Here is a 20,254-nt window from a genome sequence, read left to right on the forward strand (position 1 = left end):
TCATCCCTGGAGCGGCCGTTTGGCGACGATCATGTAGTTGACGTCCATGTCCTTCGACAGGTTCCACTGGTTGGAGAGCGGATTGAAGAACACGCCGGTGCGGTCGGCGATACCCATGCCATTGGCGGTGATCGGCTTTTCCAGCTCTTCCGGGCGCACCAGCTTTTCATACTGATGGGTGCCGCGCGGCAGCCAGCGCAAAACGTTTTCCGCGGCGAAGATGGCAAGCGCAGCCGCCTTGACCGTGCGGTTGATGGTGGCGACGAACATCAGCCCGCCGGGGCGCACCATCGAGGCGCAGGTGGACATGAAGAACTCGACATCAGCAACGTGTTCAACGACTTCCATGTTCAGCACGACATCGAAGGTCTCGCCGGCTTCGGCCAGGGATTCGGCCGTCACCGCGCGGTAGTCGACTTGCACGCCGCTGCCGGCCGCATGGGTTTCGGCGATACGGATGTTTTTCTCGGAGGCATCCGCCCCGACGACATCGGCGCCCATGCGGGCCATGGGCTCGGACAAGAGCCCGCCGCCACAGCCGATATCGAGCACGCGCAGACCTTCGAGCGGTTTTTGCGCTTTAGCGTCGCGGCCGAAATTATCCGCTACCCGGTTGCGGATGTAGGACAGGCGCACGGGATTGAATTTGTGCAGCGGCTTGAACTTGCCGCGCGGATCCCACCACTCGGCGGCCATGGCGGAGAAACGGTCGACTTCCGCCTGATCGATGGTGCTGCGTTCGCTCATGGGGCTACTCCGTGATGGGACTAGGCTGAAGTCGGACGATCGGCCGCGAAAGTCAAGGGTCGGGCGGGCTCTGCGGCGTTTGCTCGCGGCAGCGGTCGAGGCGAGGCAGACGAGATTTTTCCGTCAGGCAACCGCGAAACTCGTCCATGATCTTTTCCATCTCGGCAAAACCGGGTGCGGGCATAAATGCGAGGCAACGCGGCAGACGGGCGCAGGCCTTGCCGGAAAGGCCGATGGCCTGCTGTGTCTTCACCCGTCCCGCAAGGCACGGAGCGATGTGCATGGGGCCGGTGCAGGCGTGATCGCGGCGGCATTTTCGCCTTTCGCAGCAAAGATAGATCTTGCTCATCAGCGCGCGCCACTGCCGTTCGTGGTCGATGGCGAGGCGTCTTTCGTATTCGGTGAAATCCTCTGTCGTCATGGTTGGCTCCGTTTGGCTGGACAGCGGAAAGCGTTCACGCGGCATCTTTTCCGCCCGTGGCTTAAGTTTTCATCATCCCTTTCGCTTTGAAAGCGGCGGCGGGATCGGCCGGGGCACATCGGGTGCCTGATTGGTAAGTAATAGATGACACGCGATGTGCCCCGTCTCGGTGGTTTTTACCTGCAACTCCGGTTCCTCTGCAAAGACGGTACCCCTTGCGGTGGGACCGAAGTCAGGAGGCATTGACGCCACCATCCGTCTGCTTGTGTGCCTCACAGGCACGCCCCGCTCTCTTTCAAGCGAGAGGGAAACCATTTTCTGCAAGCCCCCTTGGCCGCGCCTGCGTTTCAAACCCAGGCCAAGGGCACCGGCCCCACCTCGCCGGCAACGCTTTCCGGTGTATCCGATGGCAGGACGAGGGCGAGTGTGGCACGGGTGGATAGGGCGGGGATTTGGGGGGATAAATTCAATGTAGTAGGCGTGCGTCCCATTCCACGCCGAAGCGATCTTCAGGCTTCCGAGCTTTTGGCGATCTGCGCTTCGACAGCGGCTCGGTCTACGATGGACCAGACACCAGCGATCTTGCCGTTCTCGTATTCGTAGAACACGTTTTCAGAGAATGAGACGCGCTTGCCGTTGACGGGCAAGCCGAGAAGCTCGCCTCGCGGGCTGATGTTGAAGTCAAGACGGCTTGCCACGGTGTTTTCGTTCGGGACGAGAATGCTGATATCGAAATGCAGATCGGGGATTTCACGGAATTCGTCTTCACGAGCCTGCCGATAGCCGACGAGGCCGACCGTTTGACCGTTATAGCCGACGTTTTCGTCGACATAGGTCCCGAGGTTTTCCCAATCCTCGGAATTGAGGCATGCGATATAGCTCCGGTACAGGTCAGCGAGGGGACCTTGAATCTCATTCCACTCCGAGAGCTTCTGCTGAAATCCAGAAGACGGAATCGTCCGCTTCCGCCGTTTCCAGCCAGAGGAATTCCAGATGGGGGAATTCGGCTTCGAGGATTTCGCGGCCGCGGCCGATTTCGCAGATCATGCCGCCGCCGGGATTGAGGTGTTTGCCGGCTTCCGCAAGGATGATGCGGACGAGATCGAGTCCGTCGACGCCGCCGTCATGGGCCATGGCGGGTTCGGCGCGGAATTCCGGCGGATAGTCGTCCATCGCGACGTGATCGACATAGGGCGGATTGGTGATGATCAGGTCGTAGGTCTTGCCTTCGAGCGGCTTGAAGAGATCGCCCTGATAGAGGCTGACCTGCCCTTCCACGTCATGGTCACCGACGTTTATTTTCGCGACTTCCAGCGCGTCTTCCGAGAGATCGACAGCGTCGATTTCGGCATAGGGGAAGAATTTGGCCGCAAGCACGGCAAGGCAGCCTGAGCCGGTGCAGATATCCACGGCGCTCTCGACAAGCGATGGATCAGGCAGGAAGGCCGAACCGTCGGGATTTCCATATTCGGCAAACAGGATCTCGCCGATATGGGAACGGGGAACGATGACCCGCTCATCCACATGGAAGCGCACGCCCTGGATATAGGCGCGGCCTGTGAGATAGGAAGACGGCTTGCGAGTGGTGACACGCGCCTCGATCCGCTCGGCAAGCAGCTTGCGTTCATCGGGCAGAAGGCGTGCGTCGAGGAAGGGATCGAGCGTATCGATCGGCAATTCGAGGCTGTCGAGCAGCAGGTAGGCGGCATCGTCGGTGGCGGTGGTGGTTCCGTGGCCGTAGCTCAGATCGGCGGCGTTGAAGCGGGAGATCGCATAGCGCCAGTAATCGCGCAGGGTGACGAGTTCGCTGGTGATGTCGGTCAAGGTCGCCTCGCTTCGGGTTTTCGTGGCCTGTGCTCTCAGTAGAATGATGGGGTTGGCGGGTCAACCGCGGGGACGGTGCGCAGGCGATCCCGAGCCAGCCGTTCGAACACACCGCATGAACCAGTAAAGCTTAGCTAATTGATATCGTCCGGCAGCACCGGAAGCGGGGCGATCTCGATGCCTTCTTCCAGCAGTGCCTCGACTTCCTTGATCGAGGCCTGGCCGATCAGTCCGCGCTGCTCGGTCTCGCCGTAATGGATCTTGCGGGCTTCTTCGGGGAATTTTTCGCCAACATCCTCGGAGTTCTCGCGGATGGTCTTGACGATCTCGCGCATCCGTCCGACGGCCTCGCGGTGGATCTCGTTGACCATCAGGCTGCGGGTCTCCTCCTTCTTGCGGGCCGTCGCGACGGAGGGCGCCATCAGCTGCTTGGAGATGGCAGCGGAACCACAGGAGGGACACGTCACAAGGCCACGCGCGTGCTGGCCGTCGAAATCCGCACTGGAGGAAAACCAGCCCTCGAAGGCATGGCCGTTGTCGCAGACGAGCGGGTACTTGATCACGCGGCAAAATCCCCCGACGCCCGGGGCAGTTCCGCAAGCGTGAAGGCGCGGCCGTTCTTGAGGTTCGGAATTTTCGCGCGGGTAGTGGAGACGACGGTCGTATCGATCTCGGCCAGGACGATCGCCTCACCCTCGCCGCCGGCTTCGCCCAGGATCTTGCCCCAGGGGTCGATGATCATCGAATGGCCATAGGTGGTGCGCCCGTCTTCATGCCGTCCGCCCTGGGCCGCCGCGATCACGAACATGCCGTTCTCGATGGCCCGGGCTCTGAGCAGGATCTCCCAATGGGCCTCGCCTGTCTGTTGCGTGAAAGCTGCCGGCACCGACATGAGCTCGGCACCCGCCATCGCCTGGCGGCGGAAGAGATCGGGGAAGCGCACGTCGTAGCAGATGGCAAAGCCGAGCTTGCCGAAGGGCAGATCAGCCATGACAGCGGTGTCGCCCGCCGAATAGGCCGAGCTCTCGCGAAAGCTTTCGCCATTGTCGAGATCGACGTCGAACATGTGGATCTTGTCGTAGTGGCAGATCTTGGAGCCATCAGGTCCAAAGAGAAAGCCGCGATTGGCGATCTTGCCTTCGCCGAGCCCGATCGCTGTCGAGCCGACATGCAGGTGAATGCCGAGCGTGGCGGCAAGCGCAGAGGCGCGCCGCACGATCAGGTCGTCATGCTCGCCCTTCAGCATCGCCCGGAGCGCCACACGATCGCGCTGCATGGCGCCGGTCATCTCCGGCGTCTGGATATAGGTGGCCCCATGGCCGGCCGCCTCGCGCACCAGCCGATCCATCGCCTCGGCATTGGCGGCGGCATCAACACCGGAGCACATCTGGATGGCGGCAACCTTGAACACCATGATCCCTGTCCTTATGCCGCCAGCATCGCGTCGAGCTTGCCGGCACGCTCCAGCGCATGCAGATCGTCGCAGCCGCCGACATGGGCGTTGTTGATGAAAATCTGCGGGAAGGTCGTGCCGCCGTTGGAGCGCTCGATCATCTGCTGGCGGATATCAGGTGCATAGGTCGCGTCATGTTCCAGGAACTTGACGCCCTTGGTCTCGAGAAGCTTCTTTGCAGCCGAGCAGTAGCCGCAGAACTGACGCGTGTAGATAACGACGGAAGCCATGATCAGAACCTGTTTGCATGCCGGCCCAATGCCGGCGGTCATCAGTCATATAAGACCGCTAATGGCTCTTGCAAAGGTCAAAACCGTGACTTCGGCGGCCCCTGCCCGCTTCAGGGCGCGTGTCGCGGCACTCACCGTCGCCCCGGTCGTATAGACATTGTCGACAAGAACGATATGGCGGCCGAACAGCTGGTCGCGCGCTGCCTCGGGAACGGAAAAGGCCCCTTGCACATTGTCTCGCCGCGCCGCAACACCGAGCCCCACCTGTTGCCGGGTGCGACGGGTGCGCAGCAGGGCGGTCGGCAGATGGGGCTTGCCCGACATCCGGGCGATGGCGCGCGCAAGCTCTGCGGACTGGTTGTATCGCCGGCTCCAGAGCCTAAAGGCATGCAGCGGCACCGGCACGATCGCCTCGCAATCGGCGACGGCGCCATCACTGGCGCGGATCATCCACCCGGCCATCATCAAGGCGAGATCGGTTCGGTCGCGGTATTTGAGGTCATGAACCAAAGAGCGGGCAATGCCATCATGAATGGCAACCGAGCGCAGCCGGTCGAACACCGGAGGATCGGCAATCGCATCGGCCGACAGGATGCCCTTGCCGAGATCGTGGGAAAACGGCAGTCCGAGCACTTCGCAATAGGGCCGCTCGATCAGCCGCAGCCTGGGCCAGCGGGCGCCGCAGACACCGCCATGGCGGGAGACGATTACGCCGCAGCCGGTGCAGACCGGCGGATAGACGAAATCGACCGCGGCACCGGCAAGCCGCCGGAAACCAACCGCCCAACCGCCCGCCCAGCCGATCGCCCGGCTGCGCAACGACATCGAAATTTCCCCTTCGTCCCCGTCCATGCGGTTGACATTACGATCGCGCGGGTCTTTTTGCGACCCTCAATCTGGAGCCAGACGCCCGTGGATATCGTCTTCGATCAGGACCTCATCGCCATCAGGCGCAAGCGCGCCCTCAAGGCTGCCGACGACAAGGCCGGCTTCCTCCTGGAGATCGCCGCGCGCGAACTGGCCGAGCGGCTGAACGTCGTCGAGCGCCACTTCGACGTCGGCGTGGAACTTCATGGCTACACCGGCATCACCGCCGCCGAAATCCTCGCGACAAAAAAGGTCGGCACGCTCATTCGTGTCGAAACAGATGAAGCCTTTTCCAGGGACGGGCATGAATTCAAGGCTGCGCCGCTCGAGACCGTGCCGCTGGGCTCGGAGACAGCCAATCTCGTGGTTTCGCCGCTCTCGCTTCACCTGACGAACGACACGCCCGGCGTCTTCATCCAGATACGGCGGGCGCTGAAGCCGGACGGGCTGTTTCTCGCGGCAATCCCGGGCAGCGGAACGCTGCAGGAGTTGCGCGAGGTGTTGCTGGAAACGGAAACCGAGATGACCGGCGGTGTGAGCCCGCGCGTCATCCCGTTTGCTGACGTGCGCGACATGGGTGGGCTGCTGCAGCGTGCCGGTTTCGCCCTGCCGGTCGCCGACACGGAAACCTACACGGTTCGCTACAGCTCGCTCTTCGCGCTGCTCAAGGATCTGAGGGCAATGGGGATGACCAACCCGCTCGCCGCCCGCAGCCGCAATCCGCTGACCAGGTCCTTTTTCCTGCGCGCGGCCGATTTGTATGCCGAACGCTTTGCAGACCCCGACGGCCGCATCCGCGCGACCTTCTCGATCATCTATATTTCAGGCTGGGCGCCGCATGAAAGCCAGCAGAAGCCCCTGGCGCCGGGATCGGCGCGCACGCGGCTTGCGGATGCACTGGGCGTTCGCGAAGGGAATCTCAGGGACGAGCCGAAAGAGTAGGATCGGCAGAAACCATGTCAGCTGTTGGGGGCATCCGCCATGGCAGTTGCAATCTTCTTGAAGACATCGACCAGCGAATCGGAAAACGACCCGAAGCCGGCAATCAGCGCAACGGATATAAGCGCAGCGATAAGACCATACTCGATCGCCGTTGCACCGGTCTTGTCCTGCATGAAACGGCTGAATGTCTGCATGGGTCCTGGGGCCTCTCGGTTCATGCGAGGGTCAACAGCGCCCCAGCTTTCTCACTTATGTGCAAGTCTCAGACGCAGCAACGTCGTGCAAACCGGTCTCAGCAGCCGCTTTTGGCGCCATTGGCATCGATAATGCAGACCGCGCCGGGCATTTCCTGAAGCACGCTGCGGCGTACGGTGTAACGCTTGCCGCCGCCGTTCGATGGAATGGAGCCGGTGGAAATATTGTCATAGTCGATCGGTGCGTTGGCGAGCACCTTGCCGGTCGTCTTCGACGACAGCATCGGTGTCAGGATCAGCGTCAACGCGATGACGGCCGTGCCGAACAGCAGCGACAGATTGAGCACGCCGGTGCGGCGGTACTGGGAGGTCGCCAGTTCCTTGTCTTGCACGGTTCTCCAGAATTCGTCGTCTGCCATTGCCTGCCTCTTTTGATGTACGTGCGTTCCGCGACAGCCGGTGCGGCATTGCGGCGCCATGTTCGCACCGACACTCAACGATGGCGTCGGCGGGAATCATCGCGCCACAATAGCCATCGACATTTACTCAGGCTGGATTTTGCCGTGTGGTGATAAACGTTCGATTAACGAAACGTATTTTTCCCCGATTTCAGAGCAGATCCATCAGATAAGGGATCAGCGGCTCATCGGCAGGCGGCATCGGATAGTCGCGCAGGGCTTGCGGGCGAACCCACTTGACCGCCTGACCTTCCCGACCATGGGCAACGCCCTCATATCTGCGGCAGACATAAAGCGGCATCAGAAGATGAAAATCGTCGTAGCTGTGGCTCGCGAAGGTCAGCGGAGCAAGGCAGGCGACCTTGGTGACGATGCCAAGTTCCTCATCCAGTTCGCGGATCAGGGTTTCTTCCGGCGTTTCGCCTGCTTCCACCTTGCCGCCCGGAAATTCCCAGAGGCCTGCAAGCGATTTACCCTCAGGGCGTTGCGCAAGAAGAATGCGGCCATCGGCATCGACAAGAGCGCAGGCGGCAACAAGCAGTATTTTCTGACCGGCTGAACTCATGTCATTCTCCAGGGCGACGATAGACGTAGCGGTAGACTTCCCGGAACCCGAATTTCGCATAGAGGCCGCGGGCCGCCTGATTGCCCGTTTCCACGGCAAGCCACGCCTGGCGAGCGCCCCGAAGCCGCGCCCATCGCAGCGAGGACTGCACGATCGCGGTGGCGATGCCCTGCCCACGCTTTTCGGGAGCAACCGCCACCTGCAACAGGCCCGCAAGGTCATTGTCATGAACGGCAAGCGAAATGGCACTCGGGCCAATTTTCGTATCCTCGAAAACGAAGAGACCGATTTCCGGCTTGATGGCGCCGATGATCTCCGTGAGAGCCGCCTTGGCGCTGTGTTCCCCCGGGCAAATCTGCACGCGGGCATCCACGAAACGGCCGATATCGCGCGTCGGCAGATGCTCGATGCTGTCGGTGCTCTCATTCGGTGGAATGTCGGCGATCATGACGATGCTGCCGGCGAAACTCTGCCAGCCGGCCTCATTCATATGGGCAATCAGTGCCGGAGGCGTCAGAGGGGTCTGTCGAACCGTAAGCTGCCTGCCGTAATCGGCAAAACGGCGAGAGGCCTTTTCCAGACGGGCGGCAATATCGCGGCTGTCGGACGGATCGAGCGGATTAACGGAATTCAGCCGGCGCGAATCGTGGCACTCGGTCAAGCGGATCAGCCAACTGCCATCATAGGCAACCTCAGCTGCCGGCCATGCACGGAAGCCAACCGCCTCCAGACGCCGCACCAGCGGCATTTCGGGGCTCGCCGTCATATCACGCATCAATTGATCCATCAGCTCCGGTAGTCCCCGTTGATCTCGACATATTCCTTTGTCAGATCACAGGTGTAGACCGTCGCCGTGCCGGCTCCCAGGCCGATCTCGACGCGGATCGTAATGTCCTCTTCCTTCATGACGGCGGAAGCCGCATCTTCGGAATAGGACGGGTCACGCTCGCCATCGACGGCAACACGCACATCACCGAACCAGATCGCCAGCCGGTCGCGGTCTGCCATCTCGCCGGACTTGCCGACAGCCATGACGACGCGGCCCCAGTTGGCGTCTTCGCCGGCAACCGCCGTCTTGACCAGCGGCGAGTTGGCGATCGAAAGACCGATGCGCTTGGCGGCAGCATCGCTCTCGGCACCTTCGACGGTCACGGCCACCATCTTGCGGGCGCCTTCGCCGTCGCGCACGACCTGCAGCGCCAGATCCTTCAGCAGATCGTTGAGGGCTGCGCGGAAATCGGAAAGCGCCGGGCTGGCCGCATCCGAAACGGGCGCCTGCCCGTCCTTGGCAGCAGCGCCAGTCGCAAACAGCATCAGGGTATCGGAGGTCGAGGTATCACTATCGACAGTGACAGAATTGAAGCTGGGGCCAGTGCCTTCGCTCAAAAGAATTTGCAGTGCGGCAGGCGAAATGGCGGCATCGGTGACAACGAAGGAAAGCATGGTCGCCATATCCGGCGCGATCATACCCGCCCCCTTGGCAATGCCATTGATGGTGACGGTCACGGCACCGATTTTTGCAGAGCGTGTCGCGACCTTCGGGTAGGTATCCGTGGTCATGATCGCCTTGGCCGCGTCCAACCAGAAATCACCCTTCGCCCGCTCGGTCATTTCACCCAGCACGCCAGCGAATTTCGTGGCATCGAGCGGCTCGCCGATCACGCCGGTGGAAGCGAGGAAAACCTCGGTCGGTTCGCAACCGACCGCTTCGGCGGCAGACTTTGCCGTCAGTTCCGTAGCGGCCTTGCCCTTCTTGCCGGTGAAGGCATTCGCATTGCCGGAATTGACCACGACGGCACGGGCCGCACCGCCGGAAAGATGCTGGCGGCAGAGATCGACGGGGGCAGACGGGCAGCGCGAGCGGGTAAAGACGCCCGCAACCGCGGCCGGCTCGTCGAACACCATCAGGAGAACGTCGGTCCGGTTCTTGTATTTGATGCCCGCTTCGGCCGTCGCCATGCGAACGCCGCGCACCGCAGGCATGTCGGCAAAGGATTTCGGGGCGAGAGGGGAAACGGAACCGGACATGATCAAACCCTGTTTAAACGTCACAGCCCGGCCTGCGGGCCCACAAACGAAATCCGAAAAGCGAGATGCCTCCGGGACTTGTCGAATTCAGAATCGTCTTACACCAGAAGCGCATGACCGTTCAAAGACGAATGGTCACGCCTGTTGGTATGAGCAATATTTACGGTCACCGCCGCGGGCTCCCACTTCTCCCCAGCGGGGAGAAGTGCCGAGCTTGCGAGTCGATCAGGGGGTCTATCCGCTTGGTCAGAGCGAGCCGCCGCCTCATCCGACCCTGCGGGCCCTCTTCTCCCCGCTGGGGAGAAGAGGGAGCAAGCCGTTCCTCTTCAACGCTTCGCCTTAGTTGGCCTGCTCAGCCTTGTTGGCGTCGTCATAGGCCTTCTTCAGTGCCGGGTCGGTGATATCGACAGTCGATTCCTTCTTGGCCGCTTCGAGAAGGGCGACGTACTTGTCGCGCATGACGAGCTGCTTGACCTGCGGCTCGACCTGCTCAAGCGTCGGCGGAGCCTGGGTGCGCTTGTCTTCAAGAAGAATGACGTGATAGCCGAACTGCGACTTGACCGGAGTTTCGGTGTACTTGCCCTTTTCGAGCTTGAAGGCGGCTTCGGAGAATTCCGGAACCATGCGCTCCTTGGTGAAGTAACCGAGATCGCCGCCATCAGCCTTGTTCGGGTCGGTCGACTTTTCCTTGGCAAGTTCCGCAAAGTCCTTGCCGCCGTCCAGTTCCTTGATGATCGCCTTGGCTTCATCTTCGGTTTTTACGAGGATGTGGCGGGCCTTCACTTCTTCTGGCGGGGTGACCTTGGCGATTTCCACGTCGTAACGGGCCTTCACCTCTTCGGCGGTAACGGCATCGACAACATGCTTCTTGAAGAAAGCATTGTGCAGTTCGCGGTCGGTCAGATAGGCGATGCGCTTCTTGAAGGCTTCATCGTTCTGGAGGCCTTCCTTGTCGGCATCCTTGGCGAGCAGCTTGACGTCGATCAGGCCGGAAAGAGCGGCAGCACGCTTCTGGTCATCCGGCAGCTGGGCAAGCTGCGGATCAAGGCCGGTCACGGCCAAATCCAGCTCGGACTTGACGATTTCGGCGTCACCAACCTTGGCGATAACCGGATCGGCCGCGTCCTGCGCCGAGACGGGAGCCTTGCCGGCCATCAATGCAACGAGAGCGACGGCAGCAAGCAATTTGTATTTCGACATCCTCAAACCTTTCGAGACTGGTCTTCCGAAACCGCGATCGGCGGGTCGGCATACAGGCTCCACATCACCAGAATGTGGCGGTTCTGTAGCCTTTGCGCACGTCAAGTCCCGTTGACATAATTCGACCCCCCTCTTATCTGTCACGCAACCTCGCGTCCAGAACACTTCCGGGCGTTTCGCACCATTTCGCGGTTTTTCGAACGCGGCCATGAATGCCGGCTTGCCGGCCAGTAACAGGAAAGGACCATTCAGATGGTCAGCTTCGGCGATCTCGCCCGCAAAATTTTCGGCTCGTCCAACGAGCGCCGCGTCAAGGGCTACAAGACACGGGTCGATGCCATCAATGCCCTCGAACCCGAGATGAAAGCGCTTTCCGATGAAGCGCTGGCAGCAAAGACGGTGGAATTCCGCGCACAGATCGCCGAAGGCAAGACGCTGGACGATCTTCTGGTGCCGGCCTTCGCCGTTGCCCGCGAGGCGGCCCGCCGCGTTCTCGGCCTGCGCCCCTTCGACGTGCAGCTGATCGGCGGCATGATCCTTCACGAGCGCGCCATCGCGGAAATGAAGACCGGCGAAGGCAAGACGCTCGTGGCAACCCTGCCGGTGTACCTCAACGCTCTTGCGTCAAAGGGCGTGCATGTCGTGACCGTCAACGACTATCTCGCCACCCGCGATAGCGCGACGATGAACCGCATCTACAGCTTCCTCGGCCTGACCACCGGCGTCATCGTCCATGGCCTGACCGACGACCAGCGCCGCGACGCCTATGCCCGTGACATCACCTACGCCACCAACAACGAGCTCGGCTTCGACTATCTGCGCGACAACATGAAGTATGAGCGCGGCCAGATGGTTCAGCGCGGCCACTTCTTCGCCATCGTCGATGAAGTGGACTCGATCCTGGTCGACGAAGCACGTACGCCGCTGATCATCTCCGGCCCGCTCGACGACCGCTCCGATCTCTATAACCGCATCGACAGCTTCATCCCGCTGCTTTCGGACGAGGACTATGAGATCGACGAAAAGCAGCGCTCGGCCAACTTCTCCGAAGACGGCACCGAGAAGCTGGAAAACCTGCTGCGCGACGCCGGTCTGCTGAAGGGTGAAACCCTCTACGACGTCGAAAACGTTGCGATCGTCCACCACGTCAACAATGCGCTGAAGGCACACAAGCTCTTCCAGCGCGACAAGGACTACATCGTCCGTGGCGACGAGATCGTCATCATCGACGAATTCACCGGCCGCATGATGCCGGGCCGCCGCTATTCGGAAGGCCAGCACCAGGCGCTCGAAGCCAAGGAAAAGGTCTCGATCCAGCCGGAAAACCAGACGCTGGCCTCGATCACGTTCCAGAACTACTTCCGCATGTACAAGAAGCTGGGCGGCATGACCGGTACGGCTTCCACGGAAGCGGAAGAATTCGGCAACATCTATGGCCTCGAAGTCATCGAAGTGCCGACCAACCTGCCGATCGTGCGTATCGACGAGGACGACGAGGTCTACCGGACGGCCGAAGAGAAGTACAAGGCGATCCTCGCCGAGATCAAGGATGCGCATGATCGTGGCCAGCCGGTTCTGGTCGGCACGACATCCATCGAAAAGTCCGAACTCCTGGCCGAGATGCTCAAGAAGACCGGCTTTGCCAAGTTCCAGGTCCTGAACGCCCGCTACCACGAGCAGGAAGCCTACATCGTCAGCCAGGCCGGCGTGCCCGGCGCCGTGACCATCGCCACCAACATGGCCGGTCGCGGTACCGACATCCAGCTCGGCGGCAATCTCGACATGCGCATCGAAGCCGAGCTTGGCGAAGTCGAGCCCGGTCCGGAGCGTGATGCCCAGGAAACGGCCATCCGTGCCGAAGTCCAGAGGCTGAAGGAAAAGGCGCTGGCTGCCGGCGGCCTTTACGTTCTCGCCACCGAACGCCACGAAAGCCGCCGCATCGACAACCAGCTGCGCGGCCGTTCCGGCCGTCAGGGCGACCCCGGCCGCTCCAAGTTCTTCCTGTCGCTGCAGGACGACCTGATGCGCATCTTCGGTTCCGACCGCATGGATTCGATGCTGCAGAAGCTCGGCCTCAAGGAAGGCGAAGCCATCGTCCATCCCTGGATCAACAAGGCGCTGGAACGCGCCCAGAAGAAGGTCGAAGCGCGCAACTTCGACACCCGCAAGAACCTCCTGAAATATGACGACGTGCTGAACGACCAGCGCAAGGTGATCTTCGAGCAGCGCATCGAGATGATGGACGCGACCGACCTCGACGAGACCGTCGATGACATGCGTCATGAGGTCATCGAGGACATCGTCACCCGCCGCATTCCGCAGAAGGCCTATGCCGAACAATGGGATACGGAAGGCCTGAAGACCGACGTGCAGGCTTCGCTCAACCTCGACCTTCCGGTCGTGGAATGGGCAGGCGAGGAAGGCATCGACGATGCCGACATTCGCGAGCGCATCACCGCGGCCGCCGATGCAGCAGCGACCGATCGTGCCGAGCGCTTCGGCCCGGAGATCATGCGCTATGTCGAGCGTTCCGTTCTCCTGCAGACGCTGGATCACCTCTGGCGCGAGCACATCGTCAACCTCGACCACCTGCGCTCGGTCGTCGGCTTCCGCGGCTATGCCCAGCGCGATCCGCTGCAGGAATACAAGGCCGAAGCCTTCGAGCTGTTCCAGGCCCTGCTGACCAACCTGCGCCAGGGCGTAACGGCGCAGATGATGCGGGTGGAACTCGTGCGCGAGGCGGCAGAAGCGCCGAGCCCGGTGCCGCCGATGATGGAAGGCCATCACATCGATCCGGTGACAGGTGAGGATGATTTCAACGAGGCTGACGCCATGCCGGTCGTTGCTCCCGAAAACCGCGATCCGAAGAACCCGCTGACCTGGGGCCGCGTCTCGCGCAACGAGGCCTGCCCCTGCGGATCCGGCAAGAAATACAAGCATTGCCACGGTGCCTTCGAAGCCTGATCAGGGGCTCTGAAGGAAGAGGCAAGGACGAACCTCGCCTCACTTTCTGCGTCATCCTCGGCCTCGTGCCGAGGATCTTCCAGCCTCTCGTCACAGCGAAGGACCAGCAGATGGCCGGGTCAGGCCCGACCATGACGGATGAGAGTTTTCGGGCGGCATTTCCCGTTTGTGGCATCGGAAGGCGAGAGGCGATCGTCACACGCTTTGTTAACGCTGATCTGGCAGAACTCTAACTCTGTTTTGCGTTCTATGCGGGTACGGCTTGTGTTCACGGCGGCATGTCAGACGGCTGGGCGAATTTTACCGCCGGCGGCCAGGGATCGGCTCGCGGCCATCGGCGCAACGCTCTATGCGATTCTCACTGAAACCGACCCCAAGCATCTGGCGCAGCGCATGGCGCTGGTGGCCTTCGCCATCCGCATCGTTAGCGCCGCCATCGCCTTTGTTTCCCAGATCATCCTTGCCCGCCTGATGGGCGAGTTCGAGTATGGCATCTATGTCTTTGTCTGGGTGCTGGTTATCCTGTTCGGCAACCTCTCCTGCCTCGGCTTTCACACGGCGATCATCCGCTTCCTGCCGCAATATCACGCACGTGACGCACTGCCCGAAATCCGTGGACTGACCACGACGGTGCGTGTCTTTGCTCTGCTCTCGGCCAGTATATTGGCACTCATTGGAATAACCGGCCTCTGGTTCTTCGGCGATCTCATCGAGAGCTACTATCTGATACCGCTCTATCTCGGCATCTTCACCCTGCCGATGATCGCGCTCAACGACGTGATGGACGGCACGTCGCGTGCCCATAGCTGGGCGATCTCGGCGCTGAGCCCCACCTATCTCATCCGCCCGCTTCTCATGCTCGCCTTCATGGTTCTGGCCGTGATCGAGGGGGCAGAGCCGACGGCGCGCGCAGGCATGATGACCGCCATGGCGGCAACGTACCTTACCAGCGTCACGCAGTTCTTCGTCCTGAGCTGGCGGCTGAAACGCCGGTATGTGCCGGGGCCGCGCAAGATCGAATTCGGCACCTGGATCCGGGTCGCCCTGCCGATCTTCCTGATCGAAGGTTTCAGCTTCATGCTGACCAATTCCGACGTCGTCATCGTCGGCCTCTATCTCGACCCTGAAAGCGTGGCGATCTATTTCGCGGCGGCCAAGACCATGGCGCTCGTGCATTTCGTGAGTTTCTCGGTGAAGGCCGCAGCCGGCCCCCGCTTTTCGGCCGCCATGGCAAACCCGGATCGCCTTGAGCTTGCCCATATAGCCATCGAGAGCGCCAAGTGGACGTTCTGGCCATCGCTTGTCGTCGGCGGCCTGGTGCTGCTCTTCGGGACATTTTTGCTATCGCTGTTTGGCCCCGTTTTCGTCGCCGGCTGGCCGCTGATGGCAATCCTCTACGGTGGAGCCATGGCCAAGGCCATGGTCGGTCCTGCCGAGGCCTTTCTCACCATGGCCGGACAGCAGAAGCTCTGCATGGTGCTCTATGCGCTGGCTCTGCTCTCGAACCTCGCTCTCAACATGACCCTCATCCCGCTCTTCGGCCTGATCGGTGCTGCCTGCGCCACCGCAGGCGCCATGGTCGCAGAGGCTGTTCTCCTTCATCTGGCGGTACGCCGCACCTTCGGCTTTAGCCTCTTTGCTTTCGCCGACCCACACGCCAGCAATATTCGTGCGGAGGTCGCATAACATGATCAGAAGCCCTCAACTTCCCAACGACATCAACGGCTCCACGGCGCGCTATCTGGGCGGGCTTGCCCCTCCACCGCTGGATCGCCCGGCAGCCGACCGGTCGCTTGCCATCGGCCGGCCGGGCCGTGAACTCTGCCTCTATCCGGCAAAGGCCGGCTACGAGCTGCAGCAGGAGCTGGACTTCCTGTCGAACCGCGCCATGGAACCGAACGTGTTCTTCACCGGCCGCTTTCTCGCGCCCGCGATGCCGCGCCTGGAAGACCGCGTCGTCCGTCTGGCGCTGATCCGCGACAATGATGCACGCCGCAGCCGGCTGCGTTTCCTGATGCCCTATTCGATCGACAAGCCGGGCTTTTCCATCGGCAGCCCGATCATCCGTGCCTGGTCCAACCCGTTCGGTCCGCTTGGCGTGCCCTTGCTCGACGCGGAGGAAGCGGCCGAGACCATCGATAACCTGCTGGAGGGGCTGGCGCTGCCGACGGCCGGCCTGCCGCCGATCCTCGTGCTCCCCGACCTGCGATTGAAGGGCAAGTTCGCGCAGCTCGTTCGCGCCGTCGCGATCGGTCGCAACCTGCCGCTGACCGTAACTGACAATTTCAGCCGGCCGATGCTCGAAAGCCTGCTGGACGGGGACACCTATCTGCGCCAATCCGTAAGCGGTGTTCACCTCAAGGAACTGCGCCGACAGTGGAAGAAGCTGGAGACGCAAGGCACGCTGACCTACAACGTTGCCCGTCAGCCCGAGGACATTCGCCTGCGCCTGGAAGAATTCCTGGCGCTTGAGGCCAGCGGCTGGAAGGGCAAGGCGCGCACGGCGCTGGTAACCGACCGTTACCACGCGGCCTTTGCGCGCGAGGCGGTCAACAACCTCGCCGAATCCGACAGCGTGCGTATCCACACGCTCGATATCGACGGAATGGCCATTGCATCCATGATCGTTCTGATGATGGCCGGCGATGCCTACACCTGGAAGACCGCCTATGACGAAAATTTCGCCCGTTTCTCGCCCGGCAAGCTGCTGCTCGCGCAGCTAACGGAATGGCACCTCGACGACGCCAACATCATTCGCTCCGACAGTTGTGCGGTTCCTGACCATCCGATGATCGGGCGCATGTGGGAAGAACGTGAAGAGATGGGGACGCTGATCATCGGCCTGCAGCAGAACCGCGACCGTGACGTCCGGCAGGTGGCAGCCCAGCTGCACCTCTATCGCAACACCCGCAACATGGCGAAACTGCTGCGCGACAAGATCCGTCATCTCTCGCCACGGACGCAGCGATAGCGATCAAGGAAAACCCATCGCCGTCTCGGCTGCCGCCTTCTCGCGCAGCTCGCGGCGGATGATCTTGCCGGATGTCGTCATCGGCAGATGGTCGACAAATTCGATCTCGCGCGGATATTCGTGCATGGAGAGCCGCGTCTTCACCCAGTTTCGGATTTCATCCAGGAGTGCGGGTGAGCCCTCGTATCCTTCATCCAGAACGATATAGGCCTTGACGATCTCGGTCCGGACGGGATCGGGCTTGCCGATTGCAGCCGCCATGCGAACCGCCGGATGCCCGGCAAGGCAATCCTCGATTTCGCTGGGACCGATACGGTAGCCGGACGAGGTAATGACGTCATCGTCGCGTCCGAAGAAGGTGACGTATCCCTCGCCGTCCATCATGCCCTGGTCACCGGTCTTCATCCAGTCGCCGACGAATTTCGCTTCCGTTGCCGCATCGTTCTGCCAGTAGCCGAGAAACATCACGGGATCGGGCCGGCGCACCGCAACCTGCCCGATCACGCCGGCCGGCAGGACCTCGCCGGCCGCATCGATGATCGCGACCTCATGCCCCGGTGCGGGCTTGCCCATCGATCCGGCTTTCAGCACGCCCATATGGGCTGCCGAAGACAGGACAATGTTGCATTCCGTCTGGCCGTAGAACTCATTGACGGGAACGCCCAGCGCCCTGGATGAGGCTTCCCCCGTTTCCCGCCCAAGCGCTTCGCCAGCGGAGCCGACAGTGCGAAGATCGAAGTCGTAGATCGTCTTGGGCTCAGTGACCGCCAGCATCAGGCGCAGCGCAGTCGGCGGAATGAAGGCATTGCGCACCTTCATCTCTGACAGAATACGAAACGCCATGTGCGGATCGAATTTCTGCCCGCGCGAGGACACGACCGGCACGCCCAGAAATAACGACGGCAGAAGCGCGTTGAGCAACCCGCCAGCCCAGGCCCAGTCTGCCGGCGTCCACATGCGGTCTCCAGGCTGCGGCAGGTCGGCGTGGTGAAACTGGAAGCCCGGAAGATGCCCGAGCAGCACGCGGTGCCCGTGCAGCGCGCCCTTGGGCGGCCCGGTCGTGCCGGAGGTGTAGATCATCATTGCCGGATCGTCAGGGCCGGTATCGGCCGCAGCGAAACCGTCGCCGTCACCCTCGGCAAGCGCAGAGAATGAAAAATCCCCCGCGCCATCGACGGCGATGACATGGCGCAATGATGGCAGGCGCGTGCGGATGGCCGCAATCTTTTCCAGACCGAAGCTATTGGTGACGATGGCGGTGGCGCCGGCATCGCGAAGCCGATATTCCAGCGCCTCGACACCGAAGAGCAGCGCCAGCGGCAGGGCAATCGCCCCCAGCTTGTAGATGCCGGCATGGGCGATGGCCGCCTCGAACCCCTGCGGCAGGAGAATGGCGACCCGATCGGGCGGCTTTACACCAAGCCCGGACAGGCCCCGCGCAAACGACGACGATCGCTTGGCATAGTCGGCATAGGTCAGCGAAAGATGCGCGCCGCCGGCATCGAAATGCTGCAGGCAGACGCGATCGGGATCACGCTTTGCCCAGTCATCGCTGACGGCGACCCCGATATTGAATGTCTCGGGGATACGCCATTCAAAATCGCGCCTGAGATCGGTGTAGGACGTGCGGACGGGAAGCATGGTGCTCCGGAAATGTTGTGCTGCACTGCAGCTAACACGGACCGAAGCTGGAATTCAACGTTTCCGGCCACCCGGCCACCCTGCAGGGTGTCAGGAAAGAAACGCGACATCTCCGCAATCGCGCTCGCTGAGCGCCCCGAGAAGCGCATCCTGCGTCTGGTATCCGGAAAGGAAAAGATCGATCATCGCGCCGGCGGCGCGTACACCCTCGTGGCTGCGCAAGCGGATGCTGCGTTCGGCGCACCAGGAAAACAATGCGCCCGAAAGCACTTCCACGTCATCAAAAGCTGCTGCATGAACCTGTGACATGATGGACCCCTTCTTGTCATGAGAAGAACAATTCAACAGGGGCAAGCGTGACGCAGGACGGCACAGCTTTGCAAACGTCTTGCAAAACAGCGGTTAACAGTCTGCGCAGCGACGTGGCGTTTTCAACTGCGGCACCGGGCCAACGTGCCGAAATGACGCAAGACGCTGAGAGAGTGGGCCGAAATGGGACGGCGCACGAGAAGCGGAAAACTCACGGGATCTCCAGATCCACCCGAATCGCTGAAAGTTCGACCTTGGCGCGAAGGCGTCTCAATCCAGCCAATGGCTGCTGAAATTGAGATTTGCGATCGAGATCGCGCGTCCCGTCTCGTCGCGCACGATCACGGAAACCGCGCCGCTTTCCCGATCCGGCAGTTCATCGCGAGCGATATCGAGCATGATTCGGCTGACCTCGCTCAGAATATTGTCGCGCGAGGGCAACTCCATTCCCTCGTGATCGCGGGTCATCCCGTCGCCGTTGTGGAGTTCGAAGAAATATCTGCTCATGTCATCCACCTCTGGCTTTTCATCCAAATGGCGAAGCTGCGGAATTTGTTCCTGAAAAGGACAGGAATTCGAAGCAGGTATGTCAATGTTAAATGAGCCCGGTTCTTTCCTGGGATACGCGGTGGGTTCCTCTTACCGCAGGCAATACGAAAATTGATCGAATCACTGCTTCTCAATCTGGAAAGCCACGACGTCGTATCGGAGCAGGAGCAGGCTCTGCTGCGCAGCCTGATTTCCCGCGACCGGCGCTTCAAGGTCGACGAAGATATCGTCACGGAAGGATCAAGACCGGGCTACAGCACGCTTCTGGTTGATGGCTTTGCCGCCCGCTACAAATTCATGACCGATGGAACGCGCCAGATCACCGCCTTGCACATTGCCGGTGATTTCGTCGATCTCCACGCCTTTTTGCTGAAGACCATGGATCACGGCATTGTTGCGATGTCGCCCTGCCATGTTGCCTTCGTGGAGCATGCGGACCTGAAGAGCGTCAGCGAAAGCAACCCGCATCTGAGCAGATTGCTGTGGCTGGAAACACTGATCGACGGCGCGATCCACCGCGAATGGATCGTCGCCATGGGCCGTCGCTCCAAAAAGGCCCATATTGCCCACCTGATCTGCGAATTGTTCATGCGCCTGCAGGTGGTTCGACGCACCGCCGGCCTAAGCTTCCACTTCCCCCTGACGCAACTGGAGCTCGCCGACGTTCTCGGCATTTCGATCGTGCACCTGAACAAGACGCTTCAGGTGCTGCGCAAGGAAGGCCTGCTGAGCTGGATCAACCAGACGATCACCATCCTCGACTGGCCGCGGCTGCAGACGCTCGCACAGTTCGACCCAACCTATCTCAGCCTCGCGGTCGAGCCGAGATAGGTTTTGTGTCAACGGCGGGTAGACAACCCGCCGTTTCAAGGCCGCATTATCTGACCTGCG

22 protein-coding genes are annotated in these 20,254 nt (G+C 61.3%); 5 read left to right on the top strand and 17 right to left on the bottom strand.

The window, feature by feature from the left end; all coding sequences use genetic code 11:
* From ubiG to QO002_RS18480, 8 genes are all read right to left on the bottom strand, one after another.
* Nucleotides 1-747, bottom strand: coding sequence for a bifunctional 2-polyprenyl-6-hydroxyphenol methylase/3-demethylubiquinol 3-O-methyltransferase UbiG (gene ubiG, locus QO002_RS18445; RefSeq protein ID WP_307232300.1), 747 nt, complete (start codon nucleotides 745-747; stop codon nucleotides 1-3).
* Between the two features lie 52 nt (nucleotides 748-799).
* Nucleotides 800-1,168, bottom strand: coding sequence for a hypothetical protein (locus QO002_RS18450; RefSeq protein WP_307232302.1), 369 nt, complete (start codon nucleotides 1,166-1,168; stop codon nucleotides 800-802).
* 509 nt (nucleotides 1,169-1,677) lie between these two features.
* Nucleotides 1,678-2,163 carry an ester cyclase gene (locus tag QO002_RS18455; RefSeq protein WP_307233504.1) on the bottom strand — a complete coding sequence of 162 codons (486 nt, stop codon included), beginning with the start codon at nucleotides 2,161-2,163 and terminating at the stop codon, nucleotides 1,678-1,680.
* Complete coding sequence (gene prmB / locus QO002_RS18460; RefSeq protein ID WP_307232303.1) at nucleotides 2,081-2,992, bottom strand: 50S ribosomal protein L3 N(5)-glutamine methyltransferase; 912 nt, start codon at nucleotides 2,990-2,992, stop codon at nucleotides 2,081-2,083. Before prmB ends, QO002_RS18455 begins: the two co-directional genes overlap by 83 nt.
* Before the next feature lie 134 nt (nucleotides 2,993-3,126).
* The gene (locus QO002_RS18465; protein WP_307232306.1) at nucleotides 3,127-3,555 is read right to left on the bottom strand and encodes a DUF1178 family protein; all 429 of its coding nucleotides are present in this window, start codon (nucleotides 3,553-3,555) and stop codon (nucleotides 3,127-3,129) included.
* A complete protein-coding gene (locus QO002_RS18470; RefSeq protein ID WP_307232308.1) occupies nucleotides 3,552-4,406 on the bottom strand; it encodes a carbon-nitrogen hydrolase family protein in 855 nt (284 codons plus the stop codon). The genes QO002_RS18465 and QO002_RS18470 overlap by 4 nt, the downstream gene beginning before the upstream one ends.
* A gap of 11 nt (nucleotides 4,407-4,417) precedes the next feature.
* The gene (gene grxC, locus QO002_RS18475; RefSeq protein WP_307232311.1) at nucleotides 4,418-4,675 is read right to left on the bottom strand and encodes a glutaredoxin 3; all 258 of its coding nucleotides are present in this window, start codon (nucleotides 4,673-4,675) and stop codon (nucleotides 4,418-4,420) included.
* 45 nt (nucleotides 4,676-4,720) lie between these two features.
* Entirely contained in the window at nucleotides 4,721-5,500 is a 780-nt protein-coding gene (locus tag QO002_RS18480) for a ComF family protein (RefSeq protein WP_307232312.1), read from the bottom strand.
* Between the two features lie 87 nt (nucleotides 5,501-5,587).
* Here QO002_RS18480 and QO002_RS18485 point away from each other — a divergent pair, with 87 nt between their 5' ends.
* Nucleotides 5,588-6,484: a methyltransferase domain-containing protein gene (locus QO002_RS18485; protein ID WP_307232314.1), complete on the top strand. Its 897-nt coding sequence runs from the start codon at nucleotides 5,588-5,590 to the stop codon at nucleotides 6,482-6,484.
* Between the two features lie 17 nt (nucleotides 6,485-6,501).
* On the opposite strand, the gene QO002_RS18490 is transcribed toward QO002_RS18485, so the two are convergent.
* The 6 genes from QO002_RS18490 to QO002_RS18515 all read right to left on the bottom strand — a co-directional run bounded on the left by QO002_RS18490 (nucleotide 6,502) and on the right by QO002_RS18515 (nucleotide 10,929).
* Nucleotides 6,502-6,678 carry a Flp family type IVb pilin gene (locus tag QO002_RS18490; protein ID WP_307232316.1) on the bottom strand — a complete coding sequence of 59 codons (177 nt, stop codon included), beginning with the start codon at nucleotides 6,676-6,678 and terminating at the stop codon, nucleotides 6,502-6,504.
* Between the two features lie 98 nt (nucleotides 6,679-6,776).
* The gene (locus QO002_RS18495) at nucleotides 6,777-7,097 is read right to left on the bottom strand and encodes a DUF986 family protein (RefSeq protein WP_307232318.1); all 321 of its coding nucleotides are present in this window, start codon (nucleotides 7,095-7,097) and stop codon (nucleotides 6,777-6,779) included.
* 190 nt (nucleotides 7,098-7,287) lie between these two features.
* Nucleotides 7,288-7,701 (bottom strand): 8-oxo-dGTP diphosphatase MutT, encoded by a 414-nt coding sequence (gene mutT, locus QO002_RS18500; protein WP_307232320.1) that lies wholly within the window; start codon nucleotides 7,699-7,701, stop codon nucleotides 7,288-7,290.
* Between the two features lies 1 nt (nucleotide 7,702).
* Nucleotides 7,703-8,476 (bottom strand): GNAT family N-acetyltransferase, encoded by a 774-nt coding sequence (locus tag QO002_RS18505; RefSeq protein ID WP_370878518.1) that lies wholly within the window; start codon nucleotides 8,474-8,476, stop codon nucleotides 7,703-7,705.
* A gap of 11 nt (nucleotides 8,477-8,487) precedes the next feature.
* The gene (gene argJ / locus QO002_RS18510; protein WP_307232322.1) at nucleotides 8,488-9,729 is read right to left on the bottom strand and encodes a bifunctional glutamate N-acetyltransferase/amino-acid acetyltransferase ArgJ; all 1,242 of its coding nucleotides are present in this window, start codon (nucleotides 9,727-9,729) and stop codon (nucleotides 8,488-8,490) included.
* 339 nt (nucleotides 9,730-10,068) lie between these two features.
* Nucleotides 10,069-10,929, bottom strand: a complete 861-nt coding sequence (locus tag QO002_RS18515) for a peptidylprolyl isomerase (protein WP_307232324.1) — start codon at nucleotides 10,927-10,929, stop codon at nucleotides 10,069-10,071.
* A gap of 252 nt (nucleotides 10,930-11,181) precedes the next feature.
* On the opposite strand from QO002_RS18515, the gene secA reads away from it, so the two are divergent.
* The 3 genes from secA (at nucleotide 11,182) to QO002_RS18530 (ending at nucleotide 16,864) form a co-directional block, all read left to right on the top strand.
* Entirely contained in the window at nucleotides 11,182-13,893 is a 2,712-nt protein-coding gene (secA, locus tag QO002_RS18520; RefSeq protein WP_307232326.1) for a preprotein translocase subunit SecA, read from the top strand.
* 297 nt (nucleotides 13,894-14,190) lie between these two features.
* On the top strand, nucleotides 14,191-15,579 hold the full coding sequence (locus QO002_RS18525) for a lipopolysaccharide biosynthesis protein (protein WP_370878559.1): 1,389 nt from the start codon (nucleotides 14,191-14,193) through the stop codon (nucleotides 15,577-15,579).
* Between the two features lies 1 nt (nucleotide 15,580).
* Complete coding sequence (locus tag QO002_RS18530; protein WP_307232331.1) at nucleotides 15,581-16,864, top strand: GNAT family N-acetyltransferase; 1,284 nt, start codon at nucleotides 15,581-15,583, stop codon at nucleotides 16,862-16,864.
* Nucleotides 16,865-16,867: 3 nt separating this feature from the next.
* On the opposite strand, the gene QO002_RS18535 is transcribed toward QO002_RS18530, so the two are convergent.
* The 3 genes from QO002_RS18535 to QO002_RS18545 form a co-directional block, all read right to left on the bottom strand.
* Nucleotides 16,868-18,505 carry an AMP-binding protein gene (locus QO002_RS18535; RefSeq protein ID WP_307232333.1) on the bottom strand — a complete coding sequence of 546 codons (1,638 nt, stop codon included), beginning with the start codon at nucleotides 18,503-18,505 and terminating at the stop codon, nucleotides 16,868-16,870.
* Nucleotides 18,506-18,595: 90 nt separating this feature from the next.
* Nucleotides 18,596-18,814 (bottom strand): hypothetical protein, encoded by a 219-nt coding sequence (locus QO002_RS18540; RefSeq protein WP_307232335.1) that lies wholly within the window; start codon nucleotides 18,812-18,814, stop codon nucleotides 18,596-18,598.
* A 270-nt stretch (nucleotides 18,815-19,084) separates the two neighbouring features.
* On the bottom strand, nucleotides 19,085-19,321 hold the full coding sequence (locus tag QO002_RS18545; RefSeq protein ID WP_307232337.1) for a DUF6894 family protein: 237 nt from the start codon (nucleotides 19,319-19,321) through the stop codon (nucleotides 19,085-19,087).
* Between the two features lie 153 nt (nucleotides 19,322-19,474).
* Here QO002_RS18545 and QO002_RS18550 point away from each other — a divergent pair, with 153 nt between their 5' ends.
* Nucleotides 19,475-20,194 carry a Crp/Fnr family transcriptional regulator gene (locus QO002_RS18550; protein ID WP_307232339.1) on the top strand — a complete coding sequence of 240 codons (720 nt, stop codon included), beginning with the start codon at nucleotides 19,475-19,477 and terminating at the stop codon, nucleotides 20,192-20,194.
* Nucleotides 20,195-20,254: the final 60 nt, after the last annotated feature.

The organism is Pararhizobium capsulatum DSM 1112, assembly GCF_030814475.1.
Taxonomy (GTDB): domain Bacteria; phylum Pseudomonadota; class Alphaproteobacteria; order Rhizobiales; family Rhizobiaceae; genus Pararhizobium; species Pararhizobium capsulatum.

What these genes read in the sequence shown, in the direction of transcription:
- QO002_RS18480 (WP_307232312.1), bottom strand. Translation starts at nt 5,500, where the DNA reads ATGTCGTTGCGCAGCCGGGCGATCGGCTGGGCGGGCGGTTGGGCGGTT.
- grxC (WP_307232311.1), bottom strand. Translation starts at nt 4,675, where the DNA reads ATGGCTTCCGTCGTTATCTACACGCGTCAGTTCTGCGGCTACTGCTCG.
- argJ (WP_307232322.1), bottom strand. Translation starts at nt 9,729, where the DNA reads ATGTCCGGTTCCGTTTCCCCTCTCGCCCCGAAATCCTTTGCCGACATG.
- QO002_RS18450 (WP_307232302.1), bottom strand. Translation starts at nt 1,168, where the DNA reads ATGACGACAGAGGATTTCACCGAATACGAAAGACGCCTCGCCATCGAC.
- QO002_RS18535 (WP_307232333.1), bottom strand. Translation starts at nt 18,505, where the DNA reads ATGCTTCCCGTCCGCACGTCCTACACCGATCTCAGGCGCGATTTTGAA.
- QO002_RS18495 (WP_307232318.1), bottom strand. Translation starts at nt 7,097, where the DNA reads ATGGCAGACGACGAATTCTGGAGAACCGTGCAAGACAAGGAACTGGCG.
- QO002_RS18505 (WP_370878518.1), bottom strand. Translation starts at nt 8,476, where the DNA reads ATGCGTGATATGACGGCGAGCCCCGAAATGCCGCTGGTGCGGCGTCTG.
- ubiG (WP_307232300.1), bottom strand. Translation starts at nt 747, where the DNA reads ATGAGCGAACGCAGCACCATCGATCAGGCGGAAGTCGACCGTTTCTCC.
- QO002_RS18515 (WP_307232324.1), bottom strand. Translation starts at nt 10,929, where the DNA reads ATGTCGAAATACAAATTGCTTGCTGCCGTCGCTCTCGTTGCATTGATG.
- QO002_RS18490 (WP_307232316.1), bottom strand. Translation starts at nt 6,678, where the DNA reads ATGCAGACATTCAGCCGTTTCATGCAGGACAAGACCGGTGCAACGGCG.
- QO002_RS18540 (WP_307232335.1), bottom strand. Translation starts at nt 18,814, where the DNA reads ATGTCACAGGTTCATGCAGCAGCTTTTGATGACGTGGAAGTGCTTTCG.
- secA (WP_307232326.1), top strand. Translation starts at nt 11,182, where the DNA reads ATGGTCAGCTTCGGCGATCTCGCCCGCAAAATTTTCGGCTCGTCCAAC.
- mutT (WP_307232320.1), bottom strand. Translation starts at nt 7,701, where the DNA reads ATGAGTTCAGCCGGTCAGAAAATACTGCTTGTTGCCGCCTGCGCTCTT.
- QO002_RS18530 (WP_307232331.1), top strand. Translation starts at nt 15,581, where the DNA reads ATGATCAGAAGCCCTCAACTTCCCAACGACATCAACGGCTCCACGGCG.
- QO002_RS18470 (WP_307232308.1), bottom strand. Translation starts at nt 4,406, where the DNA reads ATGGTGTTCAAGGTTGCCGCCATCCAGATGTGCTCCGGTGTTGATGCC.
- QO002_RS18545 (WP_307232337.1), bottom strand. Translation starts at nt 19,321, where the DNA reads ATGAGCAGATATTTCTTCGAACTCCACAACGGCGACGGGATGACCCGC.